The organism is Frigidibacter albus, from assembly GCF_009908165.1.
Taxonomy (GTDB): Bacteria; Pseudomonadota; Alphaproteobacteria; order Rhodobacterales; family Rhodobacteraceae; genus Frigidibacter; species Frigidibacter albus.
In genome coordinates this window covers 345933-371431 of record NZ_JAAAUC010000004.1, presented here as the reverse complement: position 1 = coordinate 371431, position 25499 = coordinate 345933, and the positions used below count along the sequence as shown (strand labels likewise).

The following is a 25499-nucleotide window of genomic DNA, read 5'->3' as shown; positions in this document are numbered from 1 at the left end:
CCTGTTGTCATTGTTGTGTCTGGGTCTGGGTTTCAAGTGGCAGCCGCCCTTGCCCGCCATTCAGGTGGCAGGCGGCGCGGTGCCCGGCGGCGACGTCCAGCAGCGGCGGGCGCGTGGTTGCGCAAATCTCCATCGCAAAGGGGCAGCGTGGGTGGAAATGGCAGCCCGAAGGCGGGTTCACCGGCGAGGGGATCTCGCCCTTCACCGGCGAGAAGCTGCGCGCCCGCCGGTCCAGCCGCGGGATCTCGTGCAGCAGCGCCTCGGTATAGGGGTGGCGGGGTGTGTCGAAGATCGCGTCGGTCGAGGCCTCTTCCACCACCCGGCCCAGATACATGATCACCACGCGGTCCGAAATGTGGCGCACAACCGACAGGTCATGGCTGATGAACAGCAGCGTCAGGCCCAGTTCGGCGCGCAGCTGCATGAAGAGGTTGATGACCTGCGCCTGGATCGACACGTCCAGCGCGGCGATGCTCTCGTCGCAGATCAGGAAATCGGGGTTCACGGCCAGGGCGCGCGCAATGCCGATGCGCTGCCGCTGCCCGCCCGAAAACTGGTGCGGGTAGCGATCCGCCATCGCCGGATCAAGGCCGACGCGGGCCAGCAGATCCTCGACCAGCTTGCGCGTGCCGCCGCGGGGCACCAGCCCATGGACGCGCGGCGCCTCGCCGATGATCTCGCGCACCCGCTTGCGGGGGTTCAGCGAGGACATCGGATCCTGAAAGATGATCTGCGTGGCCAGCCGCATGTCCCGCGCCGCCTTGCCGCGAAGCTGGGCGATGTCCTTGCCGTCATGCTCCACATGGCCCGAGGTGGGCGGCAGCATCCCCGCGATGACCCGGCCAAGGGTAGACTTGCCGCAGCCGGATTCGCCCACCAGCCCCACCACCTCGCCCTTGCGCACCTCGAGGTCCACCGCGTCGAGCGCGTGGACGGCCGGCGGCGGCGCGGCGAGCCCGAGGCGGATCGCCAGCCGGTCGGCAAAGTCGGTCTTGCGCTGGAAGCGCTTGGTCACGGCGACGGCGCGGGCGGCGGGGGGCGTCTGGATCATGTCGGTCATGCGCGCACCTCGGCGGCGTCTTGCAGCGGATGGAAACAGCGCCAGCCATGCCCGCCGGCCAGCGTCTCCTGCGGTTCGGTCCGGCAGATGTCGGTGGCAAAGGCGCAGCGGGGGCGGAAGGGGCAGCCCTCGGGCCGGCCAAGCGGCGGCGGTGCAGTTCCGGGGATCTGCCGCAGCGGCTGCCCACGCACATTCGCCATCGGGGTCGAGCCGATCAGGCCGGCGGTATAGGGGTGGCGCGGGGTGTCCAGCACCTCGTCGATGGTGCCACGCTCGACGATCCGGCCCGCATACATCACTGCCACCCGCTGTGCGAGCGCGGCGACCACGCCCAAGTCATGGCTGATCCAGATCAGGCCGAGGCCCATCTCGGCCGCCAGTTTCTGCACCTCGGCCAGGATCTGGCTCTGGATGGTCACGTCCAGCGCGGTCGTGGGTTCATCCGCAATGATCAGGTCGGGCTCGTGCAGCAGGGCGATGGCGATGGCCACACGCTGCCGCATCCCGCCCGAAAACTCGTGCGGATAGGCGTCGATCCGTTCTGCCGGGCGCGGAATGCCGACCTTGCCAAGCGCCTCGACCGCCTTGGCCCGTGCCTCGGCGCGGCTGACATTGCGGTGGGCGCGCACCGTCTCGATCATCTGGGTGCCGATGCGCAGCACCGGGTTCAGCGTCATCATCGGATCCTGAAAGATCATGGCGATGCGGTCACCGCGCAAGCTGCGCAGCCGCGCGGGCGAGGCGGTGCGCAGATCCTCGCCGTTGAACTCGATCCGCCCCTCGACCACGCGGCCGGGTGCGTCCACCAGCCCGATCAGCGAAAACCCGGTGACGGACTTGCCCGACCCGCTTTCGCCCACCAGGCCCAGGATCTCGCCCCGGCGCAGCTCCAGATCCACCCCGTCCACCGACTTGACCATACCCCTTGGTGTATCGAACCAGGTTTTCAGCCCTTCGACCTTCAGCAGCGGTGCGGTCATGTTTCCAGCCTCGGGTTCAGCACTTCGCGCAGCCGGTCGCCAACGATGTTGACCGAGAAGACGATGGCAAGCAGCAACAGCCCCGGATAGACGCTCATCCAGTACAGCCCCGCCAGCAGCACCTGATAGCCATTGGCGATCAGCAGGCCGAGCGAGGGTTCGGTGATCGGCAGCCCGATCCCGAGGAAGGACAACGTCGCCTCGGCGGCGATGGCGTTCGCCACCTGGATCGTGCCGATCACGATCAGCGGCGGCAGGCAGTTGGGCAGGATATGCGCCGCAAGGATGCGGGTGGAGGACAGGCCAAGGCAGCGCGCCGCCTCGACATAGTCCTTGCCGGTTTCCACCAGCGCCGCGCCGCGTACGGCCCGCGCGAAATAGGCCCATTGCACGAAGACCAGCGCCAGGATCACCTTCCACGTGCCCTGACCGAAGACCACGAGGATCATCAGCGCCACAAGGATGGTCGGAAAGCCCAGCATCAGGTCCACGAAGCGCATGATGAAGGCATCCATGCGCCCGCCCATATAGGCCGCGATCAGGCCAAGCGTCGTGCCGACCACCAGCGCGAGCAGGCCCGAGGTCAGGCCCACGGCAAGGCTGGTGCGCAGCCCGTAGAGCATGGCCGAGAACATGTCGCGGCCCTGCGTGTCGGTGCCCAGCCAGTAGGTCATGCCCGACAGGCTGTCGCTGCCCGGCGGCAGGCGGCTGTCGAAGAAGTCGATGGCGCCAAGGTCATAGGGATCTTGCGGCGCGATCAGCGGGGCCAGCAGCGCGGCGGCTACCAAGGTTAGGCAGACCAGCGCGGCGGCGGTGGCCTTGGGGCTGGCAAGGATGCCGCGCAGGATGCGGGCGAACATCGTCTCGCCGGACAGAAGCGCCCCCATCATGCCCGCCCCCGGATCCGCGGGTCGAGCAGCGAGTAGAGCACGTCCACAAGGAAGTTGATGACGATGAACATCGCCACGATGACGAGGATGTAGGCGACCACCACCGGCCGGTCGAGCGCGTTGATCGAGTCGATGATCAGCTTGCCGACGCCGGGCCAGGCAAAGATGGTTTCCGTCACCACGGCAAAGGCGATCAGCGATCCGAACTCCACCCCGATCACCGTGACGATGGGGATCAGGATCGTCTTGAACACATGCACGAACAGGATCCGCCGCTCACTCAGCCCGCGGGCGCGGGCGAATTTCACGAAATCCAGCGGCATGGTTTCCTGCACGCCGGTGCGCGTCAGCCGGATCACCAGCGCGATCTGCGCCAGCGCCAGGTTGGTTGCCGGCAGGATCAGGTGGGTGATCCCGTCCCATGTGGCAAAGCTGGTGCGGATGCCAAGGATGGTGCCGGTCTCGCCGCGCCCGGTAGAGGGCAGCCAGCCCAGCCAGACCGAGAAGATCATCACCAGCATCATGCCCTGCCAGAAGTTCGGCAGCGAAAACCCAAGGATGGAGCCGGTCATCACGCTTTCATCGACCAGCGTGCCGGGCCGCGTCCCCGCCCACAGCCCCAGCGGCAGGCCGATCACCAGCGACAGCACCAGCGCGGTGATCGTCAGCTCCAGCGTTGCCGGCAACCGCTCGAAGATCACCGTCAGGGCAGGGCGGTTGAAGACGAAGGAATTGCCAAAATCCCCGGTCAGCGCCGAGGTGAGGAAGGTCACGTATTGCAAAGGCAAAGGCGCATCGAGGTTCAGCGAGGCCGCGACCTGCGCCCGTTCCGCCGCCGTGGCATCGCCGGGCAGCAAGATCTCCAGCGGATCGCCGATGGCATAGACGCCGAGGAAGACGATCACGGACGTGACCAGCAGCACGATCACGGCCTGGATCAGTCGCCGGAATATGAAGACGGTCATACCGCGACCGCCCGTTGACGCGACCGCGCCACCGCCCGAGTGGATGCCATTTTGCTTGTTTACCTTCCCGTTACGCAACGACATTGCAGAACGATTCGCGGCTATGCAAGACTATGAGGGACGCCGCTTGACCTATGACGGATTCGCATAGATGCATTTCAGCCTGCTAGAGACCTTCCGCGCCGTAGTGGAAAAGGGCACGACTCAGGCCGCGGCCGAGGCGCTTGGCCTGTCGCAATCCGCGGTCAGCCGCCGCATCGCGCAGCTGGAGGAAGAGCTTGGCCTGCCGCTGTTCGTGCGCGACCGGGGCCGGCTGATCGCCACCCGCGAAAACCGGCTGCTGCAGGGCCAGATCGCCGGGCTTGTCGACCACGGCGCGCGGTTGACGCAGCGCGCGGGCGAGCTGAAGGCCGGCAACTATGCGACCGAGATGCTGCGCGTCGCCTTTCCCGCCAGCCTGACCATGTCGATCGTGCCGACGATCCTGGCGGAGTTTCTGGAGCAGACTGAAAGGGTGCAGGTCGAGCTGCATACCGGCGCCTATGACACGATCGAGCGGATGATCCTCGACGAGCGCGCCGAGGTCGGATTTCTGCGGATGCCCACGCAGCGCACCGGCCTTGGCACCACCCCGGTGATCGAGGTGCCGACCGTTTGCGTGATGCCGCGGGGCCACCCGCTGGCCGCGCGCAAGGTGGTGTCCATCGGCGATCTTCACTCCATCCCGCTGATCCTGCTGGGGCGGATGCGGCTGCCGCGGCGCGATATCGACGAGGCGTTCTGGGAGGTTGGCCTGCGCCCGCTGGTGCGGGTCGAGGCGCATTCGGTGCAATCTGCCTGTGCGCTGGCGGCCCGCGGCCTCGGCGTGACGCTGGTCAACGAGCTGATGGCCCGGGACTTCGCCCACCTGCCCATCGAGATCCGCCCGCTGAAAGAGCGGCTTCTGCACCGCTTCGCCTTTGCCGTGACCGATGGCGTTCCGCCGACCGAGATTGCCCGGCAGTTCATGGAGACCAGCATTGCCCGGTTTCGCAGCCTGCTGTCAGAGGGACCGAAGCCCGGCTAAGAGCCGCGGCAGCGGGCCTGCGAGCTCCAGCGTGGCCCCCGACTGCAGGCTGGCCGAGGGCACCGGCGAAGTGCCACAAACCATGCGGGCGGTGCGGGAACGTCTCGGCAAAGCCCGCGGCCGCCAGCGTGCCATCATGCGCGGCCAGCTGGGGGCTGCAAGGGCACGCGGCGGGTCAGGGCGCGCCGGGCGGCTGGTCGGCTTGCAAGACCGGCGCAGGCGGCGCAATCGCCACGGGGGCGGCGGGGGGCGGCAAGGCCTCGGTGCGGGTGGGCAACTCGCCGTCGATCAGATCTTCGATGAACAGCGACAAGAGCTGCGGGCGGCCGGTGACGCCTGCCTTGCGATAGATCGCGTTGGTCTGCGCTTTCACCGTGCCTTCCGAGGTCTGGCGCAGTGCGGCAATCTCGGCGGTGGACATTCCCTTGACCGCGAACAGCGCCACGTCGCGTTCCGCCGGGGTCAGCCCCCAGCCGGTGAAGCGCTCGTCCAGCAATTCCATGAACGCGCCCGAGGCGCGGCGCAGCTTTTCCTCGGCGACCCGGCGCCCGCGGATGCTGCGCGCCAGCGTCAGCCCCCCAAGCGCCAGCCCCAGCATCAGCCCGAGCGCCGCCCCGATCTCCAGCAGCTCTCGGTTCTGCCAGCTGATCGGCGCGACATAGATCCCCAGCACTGACAGCAGGATGTCGGACACGAAGAAGACGGCGCAGGCCGCCTGTACCGCCAGAATGAAAAGGACCGCGACGAGGCTTTTCATCGCGCGGGGCCCATGGCTTCGAGGGCTGTCATGGCCGCGCCTCAGTCATCGTCGCCGTCGCTATCGTCGTCATCGTCGTCGCGATCATCGTCCCGGTCGTCGTCACGATCGTCGTCGTCGTCATCATCGTCATCATCATCGTCGTCATCCCCCGACGATCCGCCGGGTGCGCGGCCGCCCGGCGATCCCCCCTTGCCACCGTCATCACCACCGGCCGTGAACGGGTTGGTCGGCGCCCCGCTTGGCGAGATCCACAGATCGCGCAGGATCTCGCCGGTGCGGGGGTCGAGGATGATCTCGCGGGTGCCGGCGGGGCCGCTTGCATAGATACGGGCGCGGCCGAGCAGGGTCCGCGTGGTCGAGACCTCCGGGAATCCCTCCGACCGCAGCTCCCGCGCGATGCGCTCCGCCAGCGTCTGCGAAAGCGCCGCCGTCGGCGACAGGGCCATGGCCAGAAGGGCGCTCAGGAGGATGCGGCGGTTCACTGCGGTGTCCATGGGGTCAGCGGGCGGGGTGCCAGCTTGCGGGGGTGGTTCATCGAGTATTCCCAGAACGGGGGCAAGGCGGCAAGCGCCGCCGCCCAAGCCGGGGTCGCCCCGCGCAACGCCTTGCGCGGGGCATCGGTTCGGTTGGCGGCGAGAGCAGGCAGAACTCCACCCGTCCCTCAGTCGTCATCGCCGGCGCGATCATCGTCGCGATCATCGTCGCGATCATCGTCGCGGTCGTCGTCACGATCATCATCGCGATCGTCGTCGTCGTCACGGTCGTCGTCATCGTCCCGCCCGTCCGAGTCGTCATAGCCGTCCCGCGAGTCGTCATCGCTGGAGCGATTGCGCGAGGGGCTGTCATCGCGGCCGCGGCCGCCGCGGTCCAGATAGACGCCGGGGGTGGTGTTCTCGCCGGGGCGGACGGTGTCGATCTCGGTCTTGATCACGTGGCCGGTGCGGCTCGCCACGTCCAGTTCCAGTTTTTCGGTGCCGCGGATCGCCTCGATCTCGGTGACGCCGCGGCCGGGCTTGACCTCGATGCGGGTGTAGCCCTGATCCTTGAGGTCGGCGACGATACCGGCGACGGGCGAGATCGGGGCGGTCTGCGCCTGTGCGGCGCCCGCCATCAGCACCAGCGCCGAGGCGGTGACAAGAAGTCGGCTCATTGGAATGCTCCTGTGCTTCGGGAAGACCGGATGTGGTCTTCCCCCAGACAGGGCCATTCGAACGGCGCCAACAATTGCCCCGGGGTTTAGGTCCGGGGTTCTATATCCCCGGACCCAGCCCGATATGCCTTGGGTTTATGCCGTCTGCCGCTCACGAAGCGCCAATAACGCGCCGAGGTGACTGGCCGTCAGATCTTCATGTCAAAGCCAAGGTGCTTGGCCACGGTGAAGATGTCCTTGTCGCCGCGCCCGCACATGTTCATCACGATGATATGGTCGGCGGGCAGCGTCGGCGCGATCTTGATGACATGGGCCAGCGCATGGCTTGGCTCCAGCGCCGGGATGATGCCTTCCAGCCGGCAACAGGTCTGGAACGCGGCCAGCGCCTCGGCGTCCGTGATGCTGACATATTCGGCGCGGCCGATCTCGTGCAGCCAGGCGTGCTCCGGCCCGATGCCGGGATAGTCGAGCCCGGCCGAGATGGAATAGCCCTCGAGGATCTGGCCATCCTCGTCCTGCAGCAGATAGGTGCGGTTGCCATGCAGCACGCCCGGGCGCCCGCCGGTCAGCGAGGCACAATGCTCCATCCGGTCATCGACGCCCTTGCCGCCGGCCTCGACCCCGATGATGCGGACAGAGGCGTCATCGAGGAACGGGAAGAACAGCCCCATCGCGTTCGACCCGCCGCCGATGGCCGCGATGATCGTGTCGGGCAGGCGGCCCTTGCCCTCATGCTCTTCCAGCTGCCAGCGGGTTTCCTTGCCGATGATCGACTGGAAATCACGCACCATCGCCGGGTAGGGGTGCGGGCCGGCCACGGTGCCGATGCAATAGAAGGTGTCGCGCACATTGGTGACCCAGTCGCGCAGCGCGTCGTTCATCGCGTCCTTCAGCGTGCCGCGGCCCGAGGTGACGGGGATCACCTCCGCCCCCAGCAGCCGCATCCGGAACACGTTGGGCGCCTGCCGTTCGACATCATGCGCGCCCATGTAGACCACGCATTTGAGGCCAAAGCGCGCGCAGACCGTCGCCGTCGCCACGCCGTGCTGGCCGGCGCCGGTTTCGGCGATGATCCGGCTCTTGCCCATCCGCATCGCCAGCAGGATCTGCCCCAGCACGTTGTTGATCTTGTGCGCGCCGGTGTGGTTGAGCTCATCCCGCTTCATGTAGATCTTGGCGCCGCCAAGCTCTTCGGTCAGCCGTTCCGCGAAATACAAAGGCGAGGGACGGCCGACATAGTTCTTCCACAGATCGTCCATCTGCGCCCAGAACGTCTCATCGGTCTTGGCCCGCTCATACTCCGCCTCCAGCTGCAGGATCAGCGGCATCAGCGTTTCCGACACGAAGCGCCCGCCGAAGATGCCGAAGCGGCCGTTTTCATCGGGGCCGTTCATGAAGCTGTTGATCAGGTCGTCGGGCATCTGTCGTCCTCCGTTGCGCACTTGCTGATCTAGCGCCCCGGCCCCTTGGGGTAAAGCGGCACAATGGCCCCGCCAGCCCACAGACCGTTGATCACGCCCTCGTTATCCGGGCCCCCGCAACTTCCCTGCAACTGCGTCCGTACCTTCACCATCGACCGACAGGCCCTGCGGACCTCCGCAGCGCCATCGACTTGAAAAATGGAGAGACACATGACCCGCCTTATCGCAGCCCTGCTGCTGACCACCGCCCCGGCCTTTGCGGATACCGCTGTTGGCCTTTCGGGGGACAAGACGCTTCTGATGATCGACACCTCCACCGCGACCGTCACCGGCGAAGTCGAGGTTCAGGGCGTGGACAGCCTTCTGGGCATCGACCTGCGCCCGTCGAACAACACCCTTGTCGGCGTGACCGCCGACCACGTGATCGTCGTGATCGACCCGGCGACGGGCGAGACCACGGAACTGTCGACCATGGACACCATGCTGCCGTCGACCGATGGCCCTGTCATCGTCGACTTCAACCCGATGGCCGACCGTCTGCGCTTCATGACCGGCACCACCAATCACCGCGTCAACGTCGATACCGGCGAAGTGACCGTCGATGGCGCGCTGGCCTTCGAGGCGGGCGACATGCATGCGGGCGAGGCACCGAACATCGTGGCCGCCGCCTATATCAACAGCTATGGCACGCCCGAGGCGACCGGCATGTATGACATCGACGCGACCCTTTCGGCGCTGATCAAGCAGACCGCGCCGAACGATGGCACGCTGGCCGCTGTCGGCAAGCTGGGGCCGGCGCTGGAAGGCCCGGTGGGCTTTGACATCGCCACCACCGCCGAGGGCGCGAACACCGCCTGGCTGGCCGCGATGGGCGGGATCCACACCGTCGATCTGGAAACCGGCGCCGTCATCGAAAGCTGGGAGCTGACCGGCGCCTCGGGCGAGATCCGCGACATCGCCATCCTTCCGGCGATGTAAGCGGCAAGTCGTAACGAGTGCAGTTGTAATCAGTCTGGTGACGAGTGCGGGCGCGAGGGGGAAATCCTCGCGCCCTTTTCTATCCGGCCGCGGCAATGAAGGCGGCAATGGCGGCGGGGTCCTTGACGCCGGGCGCCGATTCCACGCCCGAAGACACATCGACCTGCCGCGCGCCGGTCAGCCGGATCGCCTCGGCGACGTTCGCCGGGGTAAGCCCGCCCGCCAGCATCCACGGCCGCTCCCACTCGCGCCCCGCAATCAGCCGCCAGTCGAAGGCAAGGCCATTGCCGCCGGGCAGGGCGGCGCCCTTGGGGGGCTTGGCGTCGATCAGGATCTGGTCGGCCACCTGCGCATAACCGGCAATCGCCGCAAGGTCCGCCTCCTCGGCGATCCCCAAAGCCTTCATCACCGGCAGGCCATAGCGGGCGCGGATCTCGGCGACGCGGGCGGGGCTCTCATGGCCATGAAGCTGCAGCATGTCCAAGGGCACCGCCTGCACGATGGCATCGAGCGCGGCGTCCTCGGCATCCACCACCAGCGCCACCTTGGCGATGCCCATCGGCACCTGCAGCGCCAGCGCGGCGGCTTGGGGCAGCGTCAGGTTGCGAGGGGAGCGGGGGAAGAACACGAAACCCATATAGGTCGCACCCGCCATCGCGGCGGCGTCGACATGGGCGGCCTCGGTCAGGCCGCAGATTTTCACGCGGGTATGCATGCGCGGGGTTTAGCGGCTGCGGGCGCCGCCCTCAAGCAGCGCCAGAACCTCGTCCTTGGGCTGGCCATTGCTGCCCTGCAGCCGGTTCACCTCGGATTTCAGCTGCGCGGCCTCGCGCCGGTGCTGGCTGGCGGCGCTGCGATGCTTGGCCTCGCGCGCCCATTCCCAGACGAAGCCGATGAGCAGACCGGCCAGAACACCCGCAAAGATCACCAGGAACAGCGGCAGCTGGATCGCCCAGTCAAGGCCAAGGAACGTCCCCGCATCCTCGGGCAGTAGCCGCAGCGTCACCGGGGCACGGTTGGCCAGCGCCACCGTCAGCAGCACAAGGGCCAGCAGTCCCAGAAGGGCCAGTCGCAGCACACGTATCATCGCAGGGTCATCCTTCGCCGTTCAGCCGGTCTCGCAGCGCCTTGCCGGTCTTGAAGAACGGCACATGCTTTTCCTCGACCGAAACGGCCTCGCCGGTGCGCGGGTTCCGTCCGGTGCGCGCATCGCGCCCCTTGACCGAGAATGCGCCAAAGCCGCGCAGCTCGACCCGGTCGCCCCGCGCCATCGCTTCGGTGATCTCTTCAAAGATCGTGTTCACGATCCGCTCTACATCCCGCTGGAACAGGTGCGGATTCTCTTCGGCAATCATCTGGATCAGTTCGGACCGGATCATGTGAGTCCCCTTGCAGGCATCGGCAGCCCCCGCCGTATTGCGCGACTATAGGCGCAAACAGGGCCGGCACAAACAGGAAAGCCATTGGAATAGCGCGGGTTTTGCCGTGATCCGCGGGGAGTCGCCCATAGCGGCCCGGTGCCCCTGCGATGCTGCGGCGCGGCGCCGTCGCCGGGTGCGGGCCGCAAGCGGGCCGATTCGCCGCCCCCGCAATGCAAAACGGCCCCACCCGGGAAGGGTGGGGCCGCGATGTTCGCTTGCGCGAGGGTGCCGAGCTTACTTGTCGCCGCCCTTGAGAGCCGCACCGAGGATATCCCCCAGCGAGGCGCCCGAGTCCGACGAGCCATACTGCTCGACGGCTTCTTTCTCTTCCGCGATCTCACGCGCCTTGATCGACAGGCCCAGACGACGGGTCTTCGAATCGACGTTGGTCACGCGCGCATCGACATGGTCCCCGATCTGGAAGCGTTCCGGGCGCTGTTCAGCCCGATCCCGCGACAGATCCGAGCGGCGGATGAACGACTTCATCTGGTTGTACTCAACCTCGATGCCGCCTTCCTCGATCGCCGTCACGGTGACGGTGATGATCGAGCCGCGCTTCACGCCGTCAACCGCATCCGAGAACGTGTCGGCGTCGAGCGCCTTGACCGAGAGCGAGATGCGCTCCTTGTCCACGTCGACTTCGGTCACGGCGGCTTTCACCATGTCGCCCTTGCGATAGTTCGCAATGGCATCTTCGCCGCGCTGGTCCCAGCTGAGGTCCGAGAGGTGGACCATGCCGTCGATGTCGTTGTCGAGGCCGACGAACAGACCGAATTCGGTGATGTTCTTGACTTCGCCTTCGATGACGGTGCCGACCGGGTGGGTTTCGGCAAACACTTCCCACGGGTTGCGCATGGTCTGCTTGAGACCCAGCGAAACGCGGCGCTTGGCGGTGTCGATTTCCAGCACCATGACATCCACTTCCTGCGAGGTGGAGACGATCTTGCCGGGATGGACGTTCTTCTTGGTCCAGGACATTTCCGAAACGTGGACCAGACCTTCGACACCGGCCTCCAGCTCGACGAACGCGCCGTAGTCGGTGATGTTGGTCACGCGGCCCTTGTGGACCGAAGTGATCGGATAGGCCTTCTCGACGGCATCCCACGGATCGGCCTGCAGCTGCTTCATGCCAAGGCTGATGCGGTGGGTTTCCTTGTTGATCTTGATCACCTGGACCTTGACGGTCTCGCCGATGTTCAGGATCTCGTTCGGGTGGTTGACGCGGCGCCAGGCCATGTCGGTCACGTGCAGCAGGCCATCGACGCCGCCGAGGTCCACGAACGCACCGTATTCGGTGATGTTCTTGACCACGCCGTCAACGACTTCGCCTTCGGCCAGCTTGCCGATGACTTCGGCGCGCTGCTCGGCCCGCGATTCTTCAAGGATCGCACGACGCGAGACAACGATGTTGCCACGGCGACGGTCCATTTTCAGGATCTGGAACGGCTGCTTCAGGCCCATCAGCGGGCCGGCATCGCGCACGGGGCGCACGTCGACCTGCGACCCCGGCAGGAACGCAACAGCGCCGCCCAGGTCGACCGTGAAGCCGCCCTTGACGCGGCCGAAGATGGCGCCCTCGACGCGCTCTTCCTTCTCGTAGGCTTTCTCCAGCCGGTCCCAGGCCTCTTCGCGGCGGGCTTTCTCACGGCTGATGACGGCCTCGCCACGGGCGTTCTCGACGCGGTCCAGATAGACCTCGACGATGTCACCCACGGCGATGTCCGGGTTTTCGCCCGGGTTCGCGAATTCTTTCAGATCGATGCGGCCTTCCATCTTGTAGCCGACATCGATGATGGCCTGGCCCGCCTCGATGGCGATGACCTTGCCTTTGACGACCGATCCCTCGTCGGGGGTATCGATCTCGAAGCTCTCCTGAAGAAGGGCTTCAAATTCTTCCATAGTCGCTTTGGCGCACATGCGTGTCAGTTTCCTTTGTAAGCGTTTTTCTGGCCTTGCGGTTGGCTCCGCCGGTCTTTGGTTGCCCAAAATGATGAAAGGCCGCGGCGGCCCCGGTTCCCCGGCGCTGCGCGACTTCCGTCTACTGGATGGCGCGCCTATAGCCGCAAGCGCCCTTGCACGCAAGCGAAAGCGCGGCCCGTCGCCCAGGCCGCGCCTTGATTTTCAGGCCGATGCCGCGGTCAGGCGATCTCGGTGACCATGTCCTGCATCGGCTTGCGAACCTTCTTCTGCCCCAGCAGCCAGTCGCCCTCCTCCGCGCGGTAGCCAAGCGGCAGCAGCGTGACCGAGCGCAGGCCGCGGGCGCGCAGGCCCAGGATCTCGTCGACCTGATCGGGGTCGAAGCCCTCCATCGGCGTCGCGTCCACCGCCTCGAAGGCCGCCGCGGTCAGCGCCATGCCGAAGGCGATATAGGCCTGACGGGCGGCGTGCTGGTAGTTTTCTTCAGCGCTGCGGGGCAGATACATCGCCTTCAGCCGGTCGTAATAGCCGGTCATCACCCCCGTCGCTTCGCCGCGCTGGCGGGCGGTCTCGGTCACCACGGCGTCGATCCGCTCGGCGGTGTAATTGTCCCAGGCCGCGAAGATCAGCACATGGCTGCCATCGGTGATCTGCGCCTGATCGAAGGCCACGGCCCGCAGCAGCGCCTTCACCTCGGGATTGGTGACGACGATCACTTCGAAGGGCTGCAGCCCGCTGGACGTGGGCGCCAGCTGCACCGCTTCCAGAATACGGTCCACCTTGTCCTGCGGCACGGCGCGGGCCGGGTCCATCTTCTTGGTGGCATAGCGCCAGTTCAGCTTTTCGGTCAGCATCGGTGTTCCTTTCACATGCCGCGGCGCGGCACTGCAAAGATGGGGATGCGGAACCCCTGCGGAAGGAAAGAAACCTCGCCGGCCCGCACAGGCCCTGTGCAGACACGCAGGTCCGCCCGCTCTCCCGACCGTGCGGGAAGCCGATCAGCGACCCCGTAGCACCGTCCGGCCGATGCCTGCAGGGTCAGTCGCAGGGACGCGAGATCACCACATACTCCGGCGCCGGAAACCGCTCGTCGCCGCGCAGGAATTCTTCGGCCCGCCCGCCCGGTGGGGTGGAGTCTATCCGGCCCCAGGGCTGGCCAAGGCTGCCCGGGTCCAGCCGCAGCGTCTGGCAGATGCCCTGGCTGGTCACCTGCGCCTCGCCCGCCTCGCGCAGGTCGATCCGGTAGCCCGCCTTGCGCCCGGCGCCGGTGATCCCGAAGGTCAGCGGGGCGGCCAGTTCCACGGTGCCGTTCTGCGGCTCGCCGTCCTCCGCCCAGATGTCACCGGGCGCGAGGCTGACCCGGTAGCTGCCCGGCGGCACCAGCACCCGGAAGAACCGCCCGCCCTCGATGAACGCGGCCAGCGCCGCCTCGCCGGTGGCGGCATCGGTCAGCAGCAGCGAGCGATCCTCGCCGTCAAGGGTCTGCACCTGCAACGGAAACACCGCGGGCAGGCCAGTGCGGTTCCACAGCAGCCCATGGTCGCTGCCCGCGTTGGCGGGGAGTGCCGCCAGCAGCAGCGCGGCAAGGAAGGGAGGGCGTTTCAGCATCCCGCAAAGATGGGGCCGAAGCGGCAAAAGGCCAAGCCTCAGCCCCGCCTCGCTCGCACCGCCGCCACGGCGCGCGCCACCGCCTCGTCAATGCTCAGCGCCGAGGTGTCGAGGATCAGCGCATCCACGGCAGGCCGCAGCGGCGCATCGGCGCGGCCCATGTCGCGGGCATCGCGCTCCACCACCTCGGCCAGCACGGTGGCATAGGGCAGGGGCGCCGCCTCGCCGCCCAGTTCCTGCCAGCGCCGCCCGGCCCGAACCTCGGCGCTGGCGGTCACATACAGCTTCACCTCCGCCTCGGGGCAGATCACGGTGCCGATGTCGCGCCCGTCCAGTACCGCCCCGCCCTCGCGCCGGGCAAAGCGCCGCTGAAAGTCCAGCAGCGCCGCCCGCACCTCGGGAACTGCGGCAACCCGGCTCGCAGCCTGCCCGGCCTCGGCACTGCGCAGATCGCCGCGGGCCAGATCCCCGGGCGTCAGCGCGCAGGCGGCGACGGGGTCCGCCCCCTCGGCGACCTTGGCGCCGACGGCACGGTACAGAAGGCCGGTATCCAGATGCGCGAACCCGAACCGCTCCGCCACCGCGCGGCCGATGGTGCCCTTGCCGGCCGCGGCCGGACCGTCGATGGCAACGGTAAAGATCATGCGGTCCCCTTCAGCGCGAGATGTCGGCGCCAAGTGCGGCCATCAGCCCCTCGAACGCCGGGAACGAAGTGGCGATGGGCGAGCCGTCATCCACCGTCACCGGCCTCTGGCTGGCCAGCCCGAGCACCAGGAAACTCATCGCGATGCGGTGGTCGATATGGGTCGCACAGGTCGCGCCGCCGGGCACGCCGCCGGGGCCCATGCCATGCACGATCAACGTGTCCTCATCCTCCTCGATGCGCACGCCGCAGGCCTCCAGCCCCCGCGCCATCGCGTCGATGCGGTCGCTCTCCTTGACCCGCAACTCCTTGACACCGCGCATGATTGTGGTGCCTTCCGCAAAGGCGGCAACCACGGACAGCACCGGAAATTCGTCGATCATGCTGGCGGCGCGATGGGCCGGAACCTCGATGCCCTGCAGCGCCGAGAAGCGCACCCGCAGGTCCGCCACCGGCTCGCCGCCCTCTTCGCGGGGGTTTCCGAATTCGATATCCGCGCCCATCTCGACCAATGTTGTATAAAGACCATTCCGGGTCAGGTTCTGGCTGACACCAGGCACCGATATGTCGGAATTCTCCACGATCAGCGCCGCGCAGACCGGGAAGGCCGCGGACGAGGGATCGCGCGGAACCGCCACGGTTTGCGCGCGCAGTTCCGGCTGGCCGACAAGGGTGATGACCCGGCCCTCGGCCGTGTCCTCTACATGAAGATCGGCCCCGAAGCCCTTGAGCATCCTTTCAGAATGGTCGCGGGTGGGCTCCGCCTCGATCACCACCGTCTCGCCCGGCGCATTCAGCCCCGCCAGCAGCACCGCCGATTTCACCTGCGCCGAGGGCACCGGCGTGCGGTAGCGCACCGGCACCGGATCGGCGGCGCCCACCACCGTCATCGGCAGCCGCCCGCCAGAGCGCGCGTAAGCCCTTGTGCCAAAGAGAGAAAGCGGGTCCGTCACCCGCGCCATCGGCCGTTTGCGCAAGGAGGCGTCGCCAGTGAATGTGGCGGTGATCGGCGAGGTCGCCATGCAGCCCATGATCAGCCGAACCCCGGTTCCTGAGTTGCCGCAGTCAATGATATCAAGGGGTTCCGCGAAGCCACCGACGCCGACGCCCTGAACCGTCCAGTGCCCTGCGCCATGCCGCACAACCTCGGCGCCGAAGGCGCGCATGGCGCTGGCGGTGTCGAGCACGTCCTGACCTTCCAGAAGGCCGGTCACCACCGTCTGCCCCACCGACAAAGCGCCCAGAATCAAGGCCCTGTGGCTGATCGACTTGTCGCCGGGCACTTCGGCACTGCCGGTCAGCGGGCCGGATCTGCGGGCGGTCATCGGGATCGGGGCGGCGTGGCCGGACATGGGCTTGCTCCTTGGCAGGTCTGCGCCCGGGGTGATACCGCATGCCGCCCCCCCCGTCCATCACGGCATGTGGAAGCCATACAGAACCCATACATATGTCATATGCATAGCGAAACTCTCAGGAACTCGGCCCCGCTTTGCCTTTTCCAAATATCCTCGGGGGTCCGGGGGCAGACAGCCCCCGGCGGCCGGCCAGGGGCGCAACCTAAGCCGCCGCGGCAGACGGCTCCGCCAGCGCCACGATATCCATCATGATCCGGTTCAGCTCGAAATCCTTCGGCGTGTAGACCCGGGCCACCCCCTGCGCGAGCAGGGCCGCCGCGTCCTCCTCCGGGATGATCCCGCCCACCACCAGCGGCACATGGCCAAGGCCCGCCGCCGCCATCCGCTCCAGCACCTCGGCGATCAGCGGCAGGTGGCTGCCCGACAGGATCGACAGGCCCACCACATGCGCCTGCCGCTCCACCGCCGCCTCGACGATCTGCGCCGGCGTCAGGCGGATGCCGTCATAGCTGATCTCCATCCCGCAATCGCGGGCGCGGAAGGCGATCTGCTCGGCGCCGTTGGAATGGCCGTCGAGGCCGGGCTTGCCGACGAGGAAGGTCAGGCGGCGGCCGAGTTTCGACGACACCGCATCGACGGCCTCGCGGATCGGCTCCAGCCCTTCGGTGCGGTTCGAGGGGCTGCGCGACACGCCGGTCGGGCCGCGGTATTCGCCATGCACCTGCCGCATCACCCCGGCCCATTCGCCGGTGGTGGCCCCGGCCTTGGCGGCCGCGACCGAGGCCGGCATGATGTTGCGCCCGGCACTGGCCGCCGCGCGCAGGTCGGCGAGCGCCGCCGCCACCGCCGCGCCGTCACGGGCGCGGCGCCAGGCGTCCAGCCGGGCGATCTGGTCCTGCTCCACCGCCGGATCGACCGTCATGATCCCGCCATCGGTTCCCAGCAGCGGCGAGGGTTCGGCCTGCTGCCAGCGGTTGACGCCGACCACGATGGTCTCGCCCGTCTCCACCCGGCCGAGGCGGGTGGCGTTGGATTCGACCAGCCGCGCCTTCATGTAGTCGATGGCGGCAATCGCGCCGCCCATCGCGTCGAGCGTCGCCAGCTCGGCGCGGGCGCCGTCCTTCAGCGCCTCCACCCGTGCCGCGATCACCGGGTTGCCGTCGAAGAGGTCGCCATATTCCAGAAGGTCGGTTTCATAGGCCAGGATCTGCTGCATGCGCAGTGACCATTGCTGGTCCCAGGGGCGGGGCAGGCCAAGCGCCTCGTTCCAGGCGGGCAGCTGCACGGCGCGGGCGCGGGCGTTCTTGGACAGCGTCACCGCCAGCATCTCGATCAGGATGCGGTAGACGTTGTTTTCGGGCTGCTGCTCGGTCAGGCCGAGGCTGTTGACCTGCACGCCATAGCGGAAGCGGCGGAATTTCTCATCCTCGATGCCATAGCGGGTCTGGCAGATCTCGTCCCACAGCTCTGTAAACGCGCGCATCTTGCACAGTTCGGTGACGAAGCGGATGCCGGCGTTGACGAAGAAGCTGATGCGGCCGACCATCGCCGGAAACTCCGCCTCGGGCACCTTGCCCTTCAGGTCGTCCAGCACCGCCACAGCGGTCGCCAGCGCGAAGGCCAGCTCCTGCTCGGGCGTCGCCCCTGCCTCTTGCAGATGGTAGGAACACACGTTCATCGGGTTCCATTTGGGCAGATGCACGGCGGTATAGGCGGCGACATCGGTGATCATCGCCAGGCTGGGCTTCGGCGGGCAGATATAGGTGCCGCGGCTGAGGTATTCCTTGACCAGATCGTTTTGCACGGTGCCCTGCAGGGCAGAAACGTCGGCGCCTTGCTCCTCGGCCACGGCGATATAGAGCGACAGCAGCCAGGGCGCGGTGGCGTTGATCGTCATCGAGGTGTTCATCTTGTCCAGCGGGATGCCGTCGAACAGCGCCCGCATGTCGCCCAGATGCGTCACCGGCACCCCGACCTTGCCGACCTCGCCCCGCGCCAGTTCGTGATCGCTGTCATAGCCGGTCTGGGTGGGCAGGTCGAAGGCGACCGAGAGGCCGGTCTGCCCCTTCGCAAGGTTGGCGCGGTAGAGCGCGTTCGATTTGGTCGCGGTGGAATGGCCGGCATAGGTGCGGAACAGCCAGGGCTTGTCGCGGGCGGGGGCGGTGTCGGTCATGCGGTGCTCCGAATCCGGGGGCGGGCGGCCCGGCAAGATAGTTGCGCTGAAAATGGTGATAGGCGAAAGAATGTGTCGCTGTCAATTCGCCGCGCTGCGGCGGGGATGTGCCGCGCTGCGGCTGGGGATTTTTGTTGCAATGCGCCGGGGCGCCGATCACAGACTGGTGATGCCGACGGATTTTGGCGCCGGTGCGTAACCAACAGGTTCTTTCATGCTGACTCGTTCCCTGCTGTCCCTCGGGGTTGCCGGCGCGCTTTGCGCGGCCATGGCTTTGCCCGCCGCCGCGCTTGATCGCCGCGTCAAGATCGTCAACCAGACCGGCTACACGATCGTGGAATTCTATGCCTCCAACACCGGCACCAGCGACTGGCAGGAGGATATCCTCGGGCCCGACGTGCTGCCCTCTGGCTCCTCGGTGATGGTCAACATCGACGATGGCACCGGCTATTGCAAATACGACCTGCTGGCGGTGTTCGAGGATGGCGACGAGGTGGTGCGGAGCGATCTGAACGTCTGCGAGGTGGGCACCTTCACCTACAACTAGGGGTGGACCCGAGGCCGCAGGCCGGGTGGCGCGCCCGGCCTGCTGGTCATAAAATTACAAAAACGTAACGTTCCATATTGCATTGTTGCGCGGCCAAACGTATTTCCTGCTGCATGAGGCCGCGCGATTCTGCGCTGCGGCACACCCCGTTTCGGCCAAGGAGTACTGTCATGGCTCTTGATACCCAGACCGAGATTGCGCCCTATGACGCGCCCGAGAAGGACCTTTACGAGATCGGCGAGATGCCGCCCCTCGGCCATGTGCCGGCACAGATGTATGCCTGGGCGATCCGGCGCGAGCGGCATGGCGAGCCCGATACCTCGATGCTGGTCGAGGTGGTGGACACGCCCGAGATCGACAGCCACGAGGTTCTGGTGCTGGTGATGGCCGCGGGCGTCAATTACAACGGGATCTGGGCCGGCCTTGGCGTGCCGATCAGCCCGTTCGACGGCCACAAGGCACCCTATCACATTGCCGGGTCCGATGCCTCGGGCATCGTGTGGAAGGTCGGCGACAAGGTCAAGCGCTGGAAGGTGGGCGACGAGGTCGTCATCCATTGCAACCAGGATGATGGCGACGACGAGGAGTGCAACGGCGGCGATCCGATGTTCTCGCCCAGCCAGCGGATCTGGGGCTACGAGACGCCCGATGGCAGCTTCGCGCAGTTCACCCGTGTGCAGGCGCAGCAACTGATGCACCGCCCGCGGCACCTGACCTGGGAGGAGAGCGCCTGCTACACGCTGACCCTGGCCACCGCCTACCGGATGCTGTTCGGGCACCGCCCGCATATCCTCAAGCCCGGCGACAATGTGCTGGTCTGGGGCGCGTCGGGGGGGCTTGGCTCCTATGCGATCCAGCTGATCAATGCGGCGGGGGCGAATGCGATCGGGGTGATCTCGGAAGAAGACAAGCGCGAGTTCGTCATGGGCCTTGGCGCCAAGGGCGTGATCAACCGCAAGGACTTCAGCTGCTGGGGCCAGATGCCGAAGGTCGGCACGCCGGAATATGCCGCCTGGTTCAAGGAGGCGCGCAAGTTCGGGGCGGCGATCTGGGAGATCACCGGCAAGGGCAACAATGTCGACATGGTGTTCGAGCATCCGGGCGAGGCGACCTTCCCGGTGTCAGTCTTCGTGGTCAAGCGCGGCGGCATGGTGGTGATCTGCGCCGGCACCACCGGGTTCAACCTGACCTTCGACGTGCGCTACCTGTGGATGCACCAGAAGCGGGTGCAGGGCTCGCACTTCGCCAACCTCAAGCAGGCGGCAGCGGCGAACAAGCTGATGCTGGAGCGGCGGCTGGATCCGTGCATGTCGGAAGTGTTCCCGTGGGACGAGATCCCGGGCGCGCATATGAAGATGCTGCGCAATGAGCACAAGCCGGGCAACATGGCGGTGCTGGTGCAGAGCCCGCGTGCTGGCCTGCGGACCTTCGAGGACGCGCTGGAGGCGGGGCGGCCGGCGTGAGCTGGCGGTAGGGAGAGAGAAGAGCGCCCGTCCCGGGGAGGGGCGGGCGTTTTCGTTGGGGTGGAGGCTTGCGAGGCGAGATAGAAACGCCAGTCAAACACCACAGTCAGAGGGCGGTGCCCGTCCGCCGGGTGGGCGAGCAACGGCAGTTCTAGGCACTTTATGGTGCGGCACCTCCCTACCGTCGTTCTAGGCACTGGCGTTGCGGAGCGCCCGCCCGAGGGGGCGGACGGGCGCTGCCCGGCGGCGCTGAAGCGCCTTGTTCCGGGCAAGAGGGGGCTCTGCCTCCCGACGCTGCGCGCGTTGCCGGGCAAGAGGGGGCGCTGCCCCCCGGCGGCCGTTGGCCGCTCCCCCCGGGATATTTGGAAAAGGCAAAGGGCCAGGGCGCGGGGCTGGCTGAGGGCGCGCCGGGTCTGGTGCGCGCCCGCGCCCTTCGCTAGGGTCGCCGCCGATGACCGGCACCGCGCTCACCTTCTCTCCTGATCAGGCCGAAGCCTGGGACCGTCTGGCCGAAGCGCTGGAGGGGGCGGGGGTCGATATCGTCGGCAGCTCCACCGACCGGGTGGAGGAGGGCGCGCCGCGCACCATCATGGCGGTGGTGGGCAAGGCCGGGTCGGGCAAGACCATGCTGCTGGCCGCGCTGACCAAGGCGCTGGACGAGGCGGGCGTCGACATCATCTCGGGCGATTACGAGGGCAAGCGCCGCAAGGACCGGCGCACGCTGGCGATTCTGGCGCCGACCAACAAGGCGGCGAGCGTCTTGCGCAATCGCGGCGTGCCGGCGACGACGATCCACCGCATCCTTTATAGCCCGGTCTATGACCCGGAATATGAGCGCATCGCCGAATGGCTGGCGAATGGCGGCGAGCGCCCGGTGGTCGAGGGGCTGAGCGAGACGGCGCTCGACCGGGCCAAGGCCTTCTATGAGCAGGTGAAATCGGTGCCGGGGGCGCTGGCCGCGGCGGGCCTGCGCGGGTCTGATTTCATCCTTGGCTGGAAGCGGCGCGAGGACCCGCTGGATATCGGGCTGATCGACGAATGCTCGATGCTCGATGACCGGCAGTTCGAGGACCTGAAGGAGATTTTCCCGACGCTGGTGATGTTCGGCGATCCGGCGCAGCTGGCCCCCGTGAACCAGTCGGGCGCGATGGCCTTTGACCGTCTGCCCGAGGGGCAGCGGCTGGAGCTGCACCGCATCCACCGGCAGGAGGGCGACAACCCGATCCTCGACCTGGCCCATGCGCTGGCCGATGAGGACCTGACCTTCGAGCGGTTCGAGCGGATGGTGGAGGAGGCCGCGAAGCGCGACCCGCGCGTGGTCTGGGCCGAGCGGGTGGAGAGCGACCTGATGGCGCGCTCGCCGGTGTTGGTCTGGCGCAACCAGACGCGGATCCGGCTGATCCAGGCGTTTCGCGGCGCGTTCGGGGCGCCGCTGGATGCGCTGCTGCCGGGCGAGCCGTTGATCTGCGACGGGATCGAGCTGCCGCTGAAGCACCGCAAGAAGCGGATTGACCTTGAGGCGCGGGGGCTGATCAAGGGCGCTCAGGTGATCTATCTGGGGCCGGGCAAGAAACCGGGCTTCAGCCGTATCCACGTGATCGGGGCGGAGGAGCCGCAGGTCTCGGCCGCGTCGATCATCAAGATCGAACTGCCGGGCGAGGAGGAGCCGTTCATCCCCTATGCCGCGCGGATGGGGGCGGCCTTCCTGCACGGGGCGGCGGTGACGATCCACAAGGCGCAGGGCTCGCAATGGGAGAACGTGCAGGTCTTCGCGCCGGACCTCTACGCCGCCTCGCGCGCCGGGCGGTCCGAGGCGGGCATCCCGCTGTGGAAGCGGCTGGCCTATGTGGCGATCACCCGGGCCGAGAAGCGGCTGCTGTGGGTGGTGCGCAACCGGCTGTCGCGCCCGGTGGCGGGGCTGACGGTGGAGGACCTGCCGCAGAATGCCGCGCCGCTCGCGTTGCTGCGGGAAGAGGAGTGAGGGGCTCAGCGCGCTCTGCGGCTGGCCCGAACCGAGGGCGGCGCCCGGCCGCCGGGTGGGCGAGCTACGCTCGTTCTAGGCACTTTATGGTGCGGCCTACCTCCACAGAACTTCTAGGCGGAACCGTGGAATAGCGCCCGCCCGAGGGGGCGGACGGGCGCTGCCCGGCGGCGCTGAAGCGCCTTGATTCCGGGCAAGGAAGGGGAGTGGTTGGGGCTTTCCTCTCCTCCGCCCGCGCGGCTATCCTGCCCCCATCAAAGGAGGCCCCCCATGCGCTGTGTTTTCGTCCAGTTCCGCTGCCAGCCCGGCAAGACCTATGAGGTGGCTGACGCGATCTATGCCCGCGAGGTGGTGAGCGAGCTTTACTCCACCTCGGGCGAATATGACCTGATCGCCAAGGTCTACATCCCGGAGGAGGCGGATGTGGGCCATTGGCTGACCGAGGCGCTGTTCGATATTCCGGGGATCAGCAGGACGCTGACCACGATGACGTTCAAGGCGTTTTGAGTGGGCAAGGCGTTCTGAGCGGGCAGGCGTCCAGAACATAAGGCATTTTCGGGGCACCGCTGCCCCGTTCAGCGCTTCTGGCGCCCCTGTGGCCGAGTTGCACTAGCGCGATTGTGACTTTGCCGCTACAAAAGTTGTAATGACGGAAAACCGTCAACAGGCAGTGAACATATGAGGTCGGGATGGGCAGGTCCCCAAAGGCGCTTTGCGGCGCATTTACGCGCGCGGCGCTGGTCGGCGCGCTTCTGGTGGCGGGTGCGCCACTGGCAGCGCAAGAGCGGATGACGCTCGGCATCGGCCGGATGTTCAGCAACGACTATCTGGGCGATGGCGAGGATCGCTGGCGCACGGGTGGCTATCAGATGAGCATCCTGCGCGGCCCGATGTGGGATGGCATGCTGCCGGCCCAGCCGGGCAGCCTGCTGGAATTCCGCCTGCGGTCGGAAATCATCGCGCCTTCGGAACTCTCCACCCCGCCGGCCTGGGACCGGCGCTATGCCGGGGTGCTGTCCTTCGGCCTGCACAGCCATTTCGCGCTTGGCACGGCCGAGGCAACCGCCGGGCTCGACCTGGTGGCGATGGGGCCGAAGACCGGCGTCGGCAGCGTGCATGACTGGCTGCACGAGCAGGTCTCGGCGCCGGCGGTCAGCGTGGTCGATGACCAGATCGGCAACCGCATCGTGCCGACGCTGTCGGGCGAGCTTGGCCGGACCTTTGCCCTTGGCAGCCATGCCGAGTTGCGCCCCTTTGCCGAGGCGCGGCTGGGGGATGAGACGCTGGTGCGCGTCGGGGCCGACCTCAACTTCGGCCAGATCGAGCGCGGGGCGTTGTGGTCGCGCGATACCGTGACCGGGCACCGCTATGTCTCGATCTCGGGCAATTCCGAGCCGGGGGCCAGTTTCGTGCTGGGGGGCGACGCGGCCTATGTCGCGGACAGCGTCTATCTGAACGGCGGCGGCAATGATCCCGATCCCGAGGAGAACCGCTTCCGCGTGCGCGCCGGGATGCAGGTGCGGGGCGAGCGGATGGGGCTGTTCTATGGCGCGACCTGGCTGTCGGAAGAGTTCGAGGGCCAGCCTGAAGGGCAGGTGCTGGGGTCGATGCGGTTTCGGATGAACTTTTGACGCTGCGGCAGGCGCGCGCGCTTCCCAACATGAGGAACGCGTGCTAACATTCTGATATAACGGCCCTAAGGCCGAAAACAAGAAACGACGACGGCAGGTATTTCAGGCAATGAGAACGGGCTCTTCCGGCACGTTTGTCATCTCTTGGTCGCAGACGGAACTGGACGGCATTCGCGCCGCGCCGCTTCCCTCGCTGATCGTTGGCGCGCAATGGCGCTGGTGGGGCGAGGCAGTGCGGGTGGACGGGCCGGCCGGGCTTTTGGTCCTGCACAGTGCCGAGGGGGAGGCAGACCTACGCAGACGGGCCGCGCGCGCGGTGCGTCGGCTGATCGGCGCGGCGGGCTTTGGCGCCGCCCCCGAGAGCGACCCTGATACGCAAGTCGAAATCAATCCCTATGGCGATGCCGGCGTGCCCGAGCAGGGCTTTGTCGTCACCGATGGCCTCACCGCCTGGCAGGTGACGGTGATCGCGGTGGAGGGCAGTGCGGCGCGGCTGCTGATGGTCACCGGAGAGATGCCGCCCCCGGGGCGCGAGCTGTGGGTGGTGAACCGCACGCTGGACGGGGCGGAGGCGATGACCCGCGGGCCGCGGTCCGAGGCGGGGGTGATCTGCTTCACCACCGGCACGCTGGTCGATACCCCGCAGGGCCCGCGCCCGGTGGAGCGGATCCGCGCCGGCGACCGGCTCTGGACCCGCGATGATGGCGCGCAGCAGGTGATCTGGACCGGCAGCCGGCGGATGACCGGCGCGCGGCTTTATGCGATGCCCGAGCTGCGGCCGATACGTATTCGCCGGGGCGCGATGGGCGAGGACCGGCCGGAAGCCGACCTGATCGTCTCGCCCCGCCACCGGATGCTGCTGCGCGGCCCGGCGGCGATGGCGCTGTTCAACACGCCCGAGGTGCTGGTGGCGGCAGGCGACATGATCGACGGGGCCCGCGTGCATGTGGATCACAGCCTGCGCGAGGTGACCTATGTGCATCTGCTGCTGGAGCGCCACCAGATCATCCGCGCCAACGGGCTGGAGACCGAGAGCTTCCACCCCGCCAATGCCGCGCTGGACATGCTGGACCCGGTGCAACGCCGCGGGCTGGCCGCGCTGCTGCCGCAGGTGGAGGCGGACCCCCGCAGCTATGGCGACTACGCCCGCCGCAATCTGAGCGCGCCGGAGGCGGCGATCCTGCGGCATGAGGCGGCGTGAGGGATACTTGTACGGTCAAAGGGCGGTGCCTGTCCGCCGGGTGGGCGAGCAACGCCCGTTCTAGGCACTTTATGGTGCGGCCTACTTCCAACGGCGTTCTAGGCACGGCGGTTGGCTAGCGCCCGCCCGAGGGGGCGGACGGGCGCTGCCCGGCGGCGCTGAAGCGCCTTGATTCCGGGCAAGAGGAAGCAGCCCCGTATTGGGAACCCAGCCCCTCCCTGTTGACTCCCCGCCCCGCCCCTGTATAAGCCCGCCGTCCCGGACCCGTTTGTCCGGGGCTTTTTCATTG

The 25499-nt window shown here is 67.4% G+C and carries 24 protein-coding genes and 1 pseudogene; 8 read left to right on the top strand and 17 right to left on the bottom strand.

Annotated features, from left to right (window positions below; translation table 11 throughout):
* Nucleotides 1-7: 7 nt before the first annotated feature.
* From GVY41_RS08745 to GVY41_RS08730, 4 genes are read right to left on the bottom strand one after another with little or no spacing between them, the layout of a single operon-like run.
* Nucleotides 8-1060, bottom strand: coding sequence for an ABC transporter ATP-binding protein (locus GVY41_RS08745; protein ID WP_161344889.1), 1053 nt, complete (start codon nucleotides 1058-1060; stop codon nucleotides 8-10).
* Nucleotides 1057-2040 (bottom strand): ABC transporter ATP-binding protein, encoded by a 984-nt coding sequence (locus tag GVY41_RS08740; RefSeq protein WP_161344891.1) that lies wholly within the window; start codon nucleotides 2038-2040, stop codon nucleotides 1057-1059. The genes GVY41_RS08745 and GVY41_RS08740 overlap by 4 nt, the downstream gene beginning before the upstream one ends.
* Nucleotides 2037-2930 carry an ABC transporter permease gene (locus tag GVY41_RS08735; RefSeq protein ID WP_202456086.1) on the bottom strand — a complete coding sequence of 298 codons (894 nt, stop codon included), beginning with the start codon at nucleotides 2928-2930 and terminating at the stop codon, nucleotides 2037-2039. Before GVY41_RS08735 ends, GVY41_RS08740 begins: the two co-directional genes overlap by 4 nt.
* Nucleotides 2927-3895, bottom strand: a complete 969-nt coding sequence (locus GVY41_RS08730; protein ID WP_161344893.1) for an ABC transporter permease — start codon at nucleotides 3893-3895, stop codon at nucleotides 2927-2929. Before GVY41_RS08730 ends, GVY41_RS08735 begins: the two co-directional genes overlap by 4 nt.
* A gap of 151 nt (nucleotides 3896-4046) precedes the next feature.
* Between GVY41_RS08730 and GVY41_RS08725 the strand changes: the two genes are divergently transcribed.
* Entirely contained in the window at nucleotides 4047-4961 is a 915-nt protein-coding gene (locus tag GVY41_RS08725) for a LysR family transcriptional regulator (protein ID WP_161344895.1), read from the top strand.
* Nucleotides 4962-5136: 175 nt separating this feature from the next.
* Here GVY41_RS08725 and GVY41_RS08720 read toward each other — a convergent pair whose 3' ends face one another.
* The 4 genes from GVY41_RS08720 to trpB form a co-directional block, all read right to left on the bottom strand.
* Nucleotides 5137-5718 (bottom strand): helix-turn-helix transcriptional regulator, encoded by a 582-nt coding sequence (locus GVY41_RS08720; protein WP_161344897.1) that lies wholly within the window; start codon nucleotides 5716-5718, stop codon nucleotides 5137-5139.
* 41 nt (nucleotides 5719-5759) lie between these two features.
* Nucleotides 5760-6203 (bottom strand): hypothetical protein, encoded by a 444-nt coding sequence (locus GVY41_RS08715; RefSeq protein ID WP_161656882.1) that lies wholly within the window; start codon nucleotides 6201-6203, stop codon nucleotides 5760-5762.
* Nucleotides 6204-6382: 179 nt separating this feature from the next.
* On the bottom strand, nucleotides 6383-6871 hold the full coding sequence (locus tag GVY41_RS08710; RefSeq protein WP_161344899.1) for a PepSY domain-containing protein: 489 nt from the start codon (nucleotides 6869-6871) through the stop codon (nucleotides 6383-6385).
* Nucleotides 6872-7059: 188 nt separating this feature from the next.
* Complete coding sequence (trpB, locus tag GVY41_RS08705; protein WP_161344901.1) at nucleotides 7060-8292, bottom strand: tryptophan synthase subunit beta; 1233 nt, start codon at nucleotides 8290-8292, stop codon at nucleotides 7060-7062.
* 210 nt (nucleotides 8293-8502) lie between these two features.
* Here trpB and GVY41_RS08700 point away from each other — a divergent pair, with 210 nt between their 5' ends.
* Nucleotides 8503-9270 (top strand): DUF4394 domain-containing protein, encoded by a 768-nt coding sequence (locus GVY41_RS08700; protein ID WP_161344903.1) that lies wholly within the window; start codon nucleotides 8503-8505, stop codon nucleotides 9268-9270.
* A gap of 79 nt (nucleotides 9271-9349) precedes the next feature.
* On the opposite strand, the gene GVY41_RS08695 is transcribed toward GVY41_RS08700, so the two are convergent.
* The 9 genes and pseudogenes from GVY41_RS08695 to GVY41_RS08655 all read right to left on the bottom strand — a co-directional run bounded on the left by GVY41_RS08695 (nucleotide 9350) and on the right by GVY41_RS08655 (nucleotide 18387).
* Nucleotides 9350-9985 (bottom strand): phosphoribosylanthranilate isomerase, encoded by a 636-nt coding sequence (locus GVY41_RS08695; protein WP_161344905.1) that lies wholly within the window; start codon nucleotides 9983-9985, stop codon nucleotides 9350-9352.
* A gap of 9 nt (nucleotides 9986-9994) precedes the next feature.
* Nucleotides 9995-10357, bottom strand: coding sequence for a LapA family protein (locus tag GVY41_RS08690; RefSeq protein ID WP_170301151.1), 363 nt, complete (start codon nucleotides 10355-10357; stop codon nucleotides 9995-9997).
* Nucleotides 10358-10364: 7 nt separating this feature from the next.
* A pseudogene (gene ihfB / locus GVY41_RS08685) lies at nucleotides 10365-10652 on the bottom strand (integration host factor subunit beta); the annotation flags it as partial.
* A gap of 273 nt (nucleotides 10653-10925) precedes the next feature.
* The gene (rpsA, locus tag GVY41_RS08680) at nucleotides 10926-12608 is read right to left on the bottom strand and encodes a 30S ribosomal protein S1 (protein WP_161344910.1); all 1683 of its coding nucleotides are present in this window, start codon (nucleotides 12606-12608) and stop codon (nucleotides 10926-10928) included.
* A 221-nt stretch (nucleotides 12609-12829) separates the two neighbouring features.
* Nucleotides 12830-13462 carry an NAD(P)H-dependent oxidoreductase gene (locus GVY41_RS08675; protein WP_161344912.1) on the bottom strand — a complete coding sequence of 211 codons (633 nt, stop codon included), beginning with the start codon at nucleotides 13460-13462 and terminating at the stop codon, nucleotides 12830-12832.
* Between the two features lie 184 nt (nucleotides 13463-13646).
* Complete coding sequence (locus GVY41_RS08670; RefSeq protein ID WP_161344914.1) at nucleotides 13647-14216, bottom strand: hypothetical protein; 570 nt, start codon at nucleotides 14214-14216, stop codon at nucleotides 13647-13649.
* A 38-nt stretch (nucleotides 14217-14254) separates the two neighbouring features.
* A complete protein-coding gene (locus GVY41_RS08665; protein WP_161344916.1) occupies nucleotides 14255-14860 on the bottom strand; it encodes a (d)CMP kinase in 606 nt (201 codons plus the stop codon).
* Between the two features lie 10 nt (nucleotides 14861-14870).
* Nucleotides 14871-16211 (bottom strand): 3-phosphoshikimate 1-carboxyvinyltransferase, encoded by a 1341-nt coding sequence (aroA, locus tag GVY41_RS08660; protein WP_161344919.1) that lies wholly within the window; start codon nucleotides 16209-16211, stop codon nucleotides 14871-14873.
* Between the two features lie 205 nt (nucleotides 16212-16416).
* Nucleotides 16417-18387, bottom strand: coding sequence for a protein meaA (locus GVY41_RS08655; protein ID WP_161344922.1), 1971 nt, complete (start codon nucleotides 18385-18387; stop codon nucleotides 16417-16419).
* A 214-nt stretch (nucleotides 18388-18601) separates the two neighbouring features.
* Here GVY41_RS08655 and GVY41_RS08650 point away from each other — a divergent pair, with 214 nt between their 5' ends.
* The 6 genes from GVY41_RS08650 (at nucleotide 18602) to GVY41_RS08625 (ending at nucleotide 25210) form a co-directional block, all read left to right on the top strand.
* Nucleotides 18602-18934, top strand: coding sequence for a hypothetical protein (locus GVY41_RS08650; RefSeq protein ID WP_161344924.1), 333 nt, complete (start codon nucleotides 18602-18604; stop codon nucleotides 18932-18934).
* Nucleotides 18935-19104: 170 nt separating this feature from the next.
* Nucleotides 19105-20397, top strand: coding sequence for a crotonyl-CoA carboxylase/reductase (gene ccrA, locus GVY41_RS08645; RefSeq protein WP_161344926.1), 1293 nt, complete (start codon nucleotides 19105-19107; stop codon nucleotides 20395-20397).
* Between the two features lie 451 nt (nucleotides 20398-20848).
* On the top strand, nucleotides 20849-22378 hold the full coding sequence (locus GVY41_RS08640) for an ATP-dependent DNA helicase (RefSeq protein WP_161344928.1): 1530 nt from the start codon (nucleotides 20849-20851) through the stop codon (nucleotides 22376-22378).
* Nucleotides 22379-22648: 270 nt separating this feature from the next.
* Nucleotides 22649-22885 (top strand): Lrp/AsnC family transcriptional regulator, encoded by a 237-nt coding sequence (locus GVY41_RS08635; protein WP_161344930.1) that lies wholly within the window; start codon nucleotides 22649-22651, stop codon nucleotides 22883-22885.
* A gap of 182 nt (nucleotides 22886-23067) precedes the next feature.
* Nucleotides 23068-24009 (top strand): lipid A-modifier LpxR family protein, encoded by a 942-nt coding sequence (locus tag GVY41_RS08630; protein WP_161344932.1) that lies wholly within the window; start codon nucleotides 23068-23070, stop codon nucleotides 24007-24009.
* Nucleotides 24010-24118: 109 nt separating this feature from the next.
* On the top strand, nucleotides 24119-25210 hold the full coding sequence (locus GVY41_RS08625) for a Hint domain-containing protein (RefSeq protein ID WP_161344934.1): 1092 nt from the start codon (nucleotides 24119-24121) through the stop codon (nucleotides 25208-25210).
* Nucleotides 25211-25499: the final 289 nt, after the last annotated feature.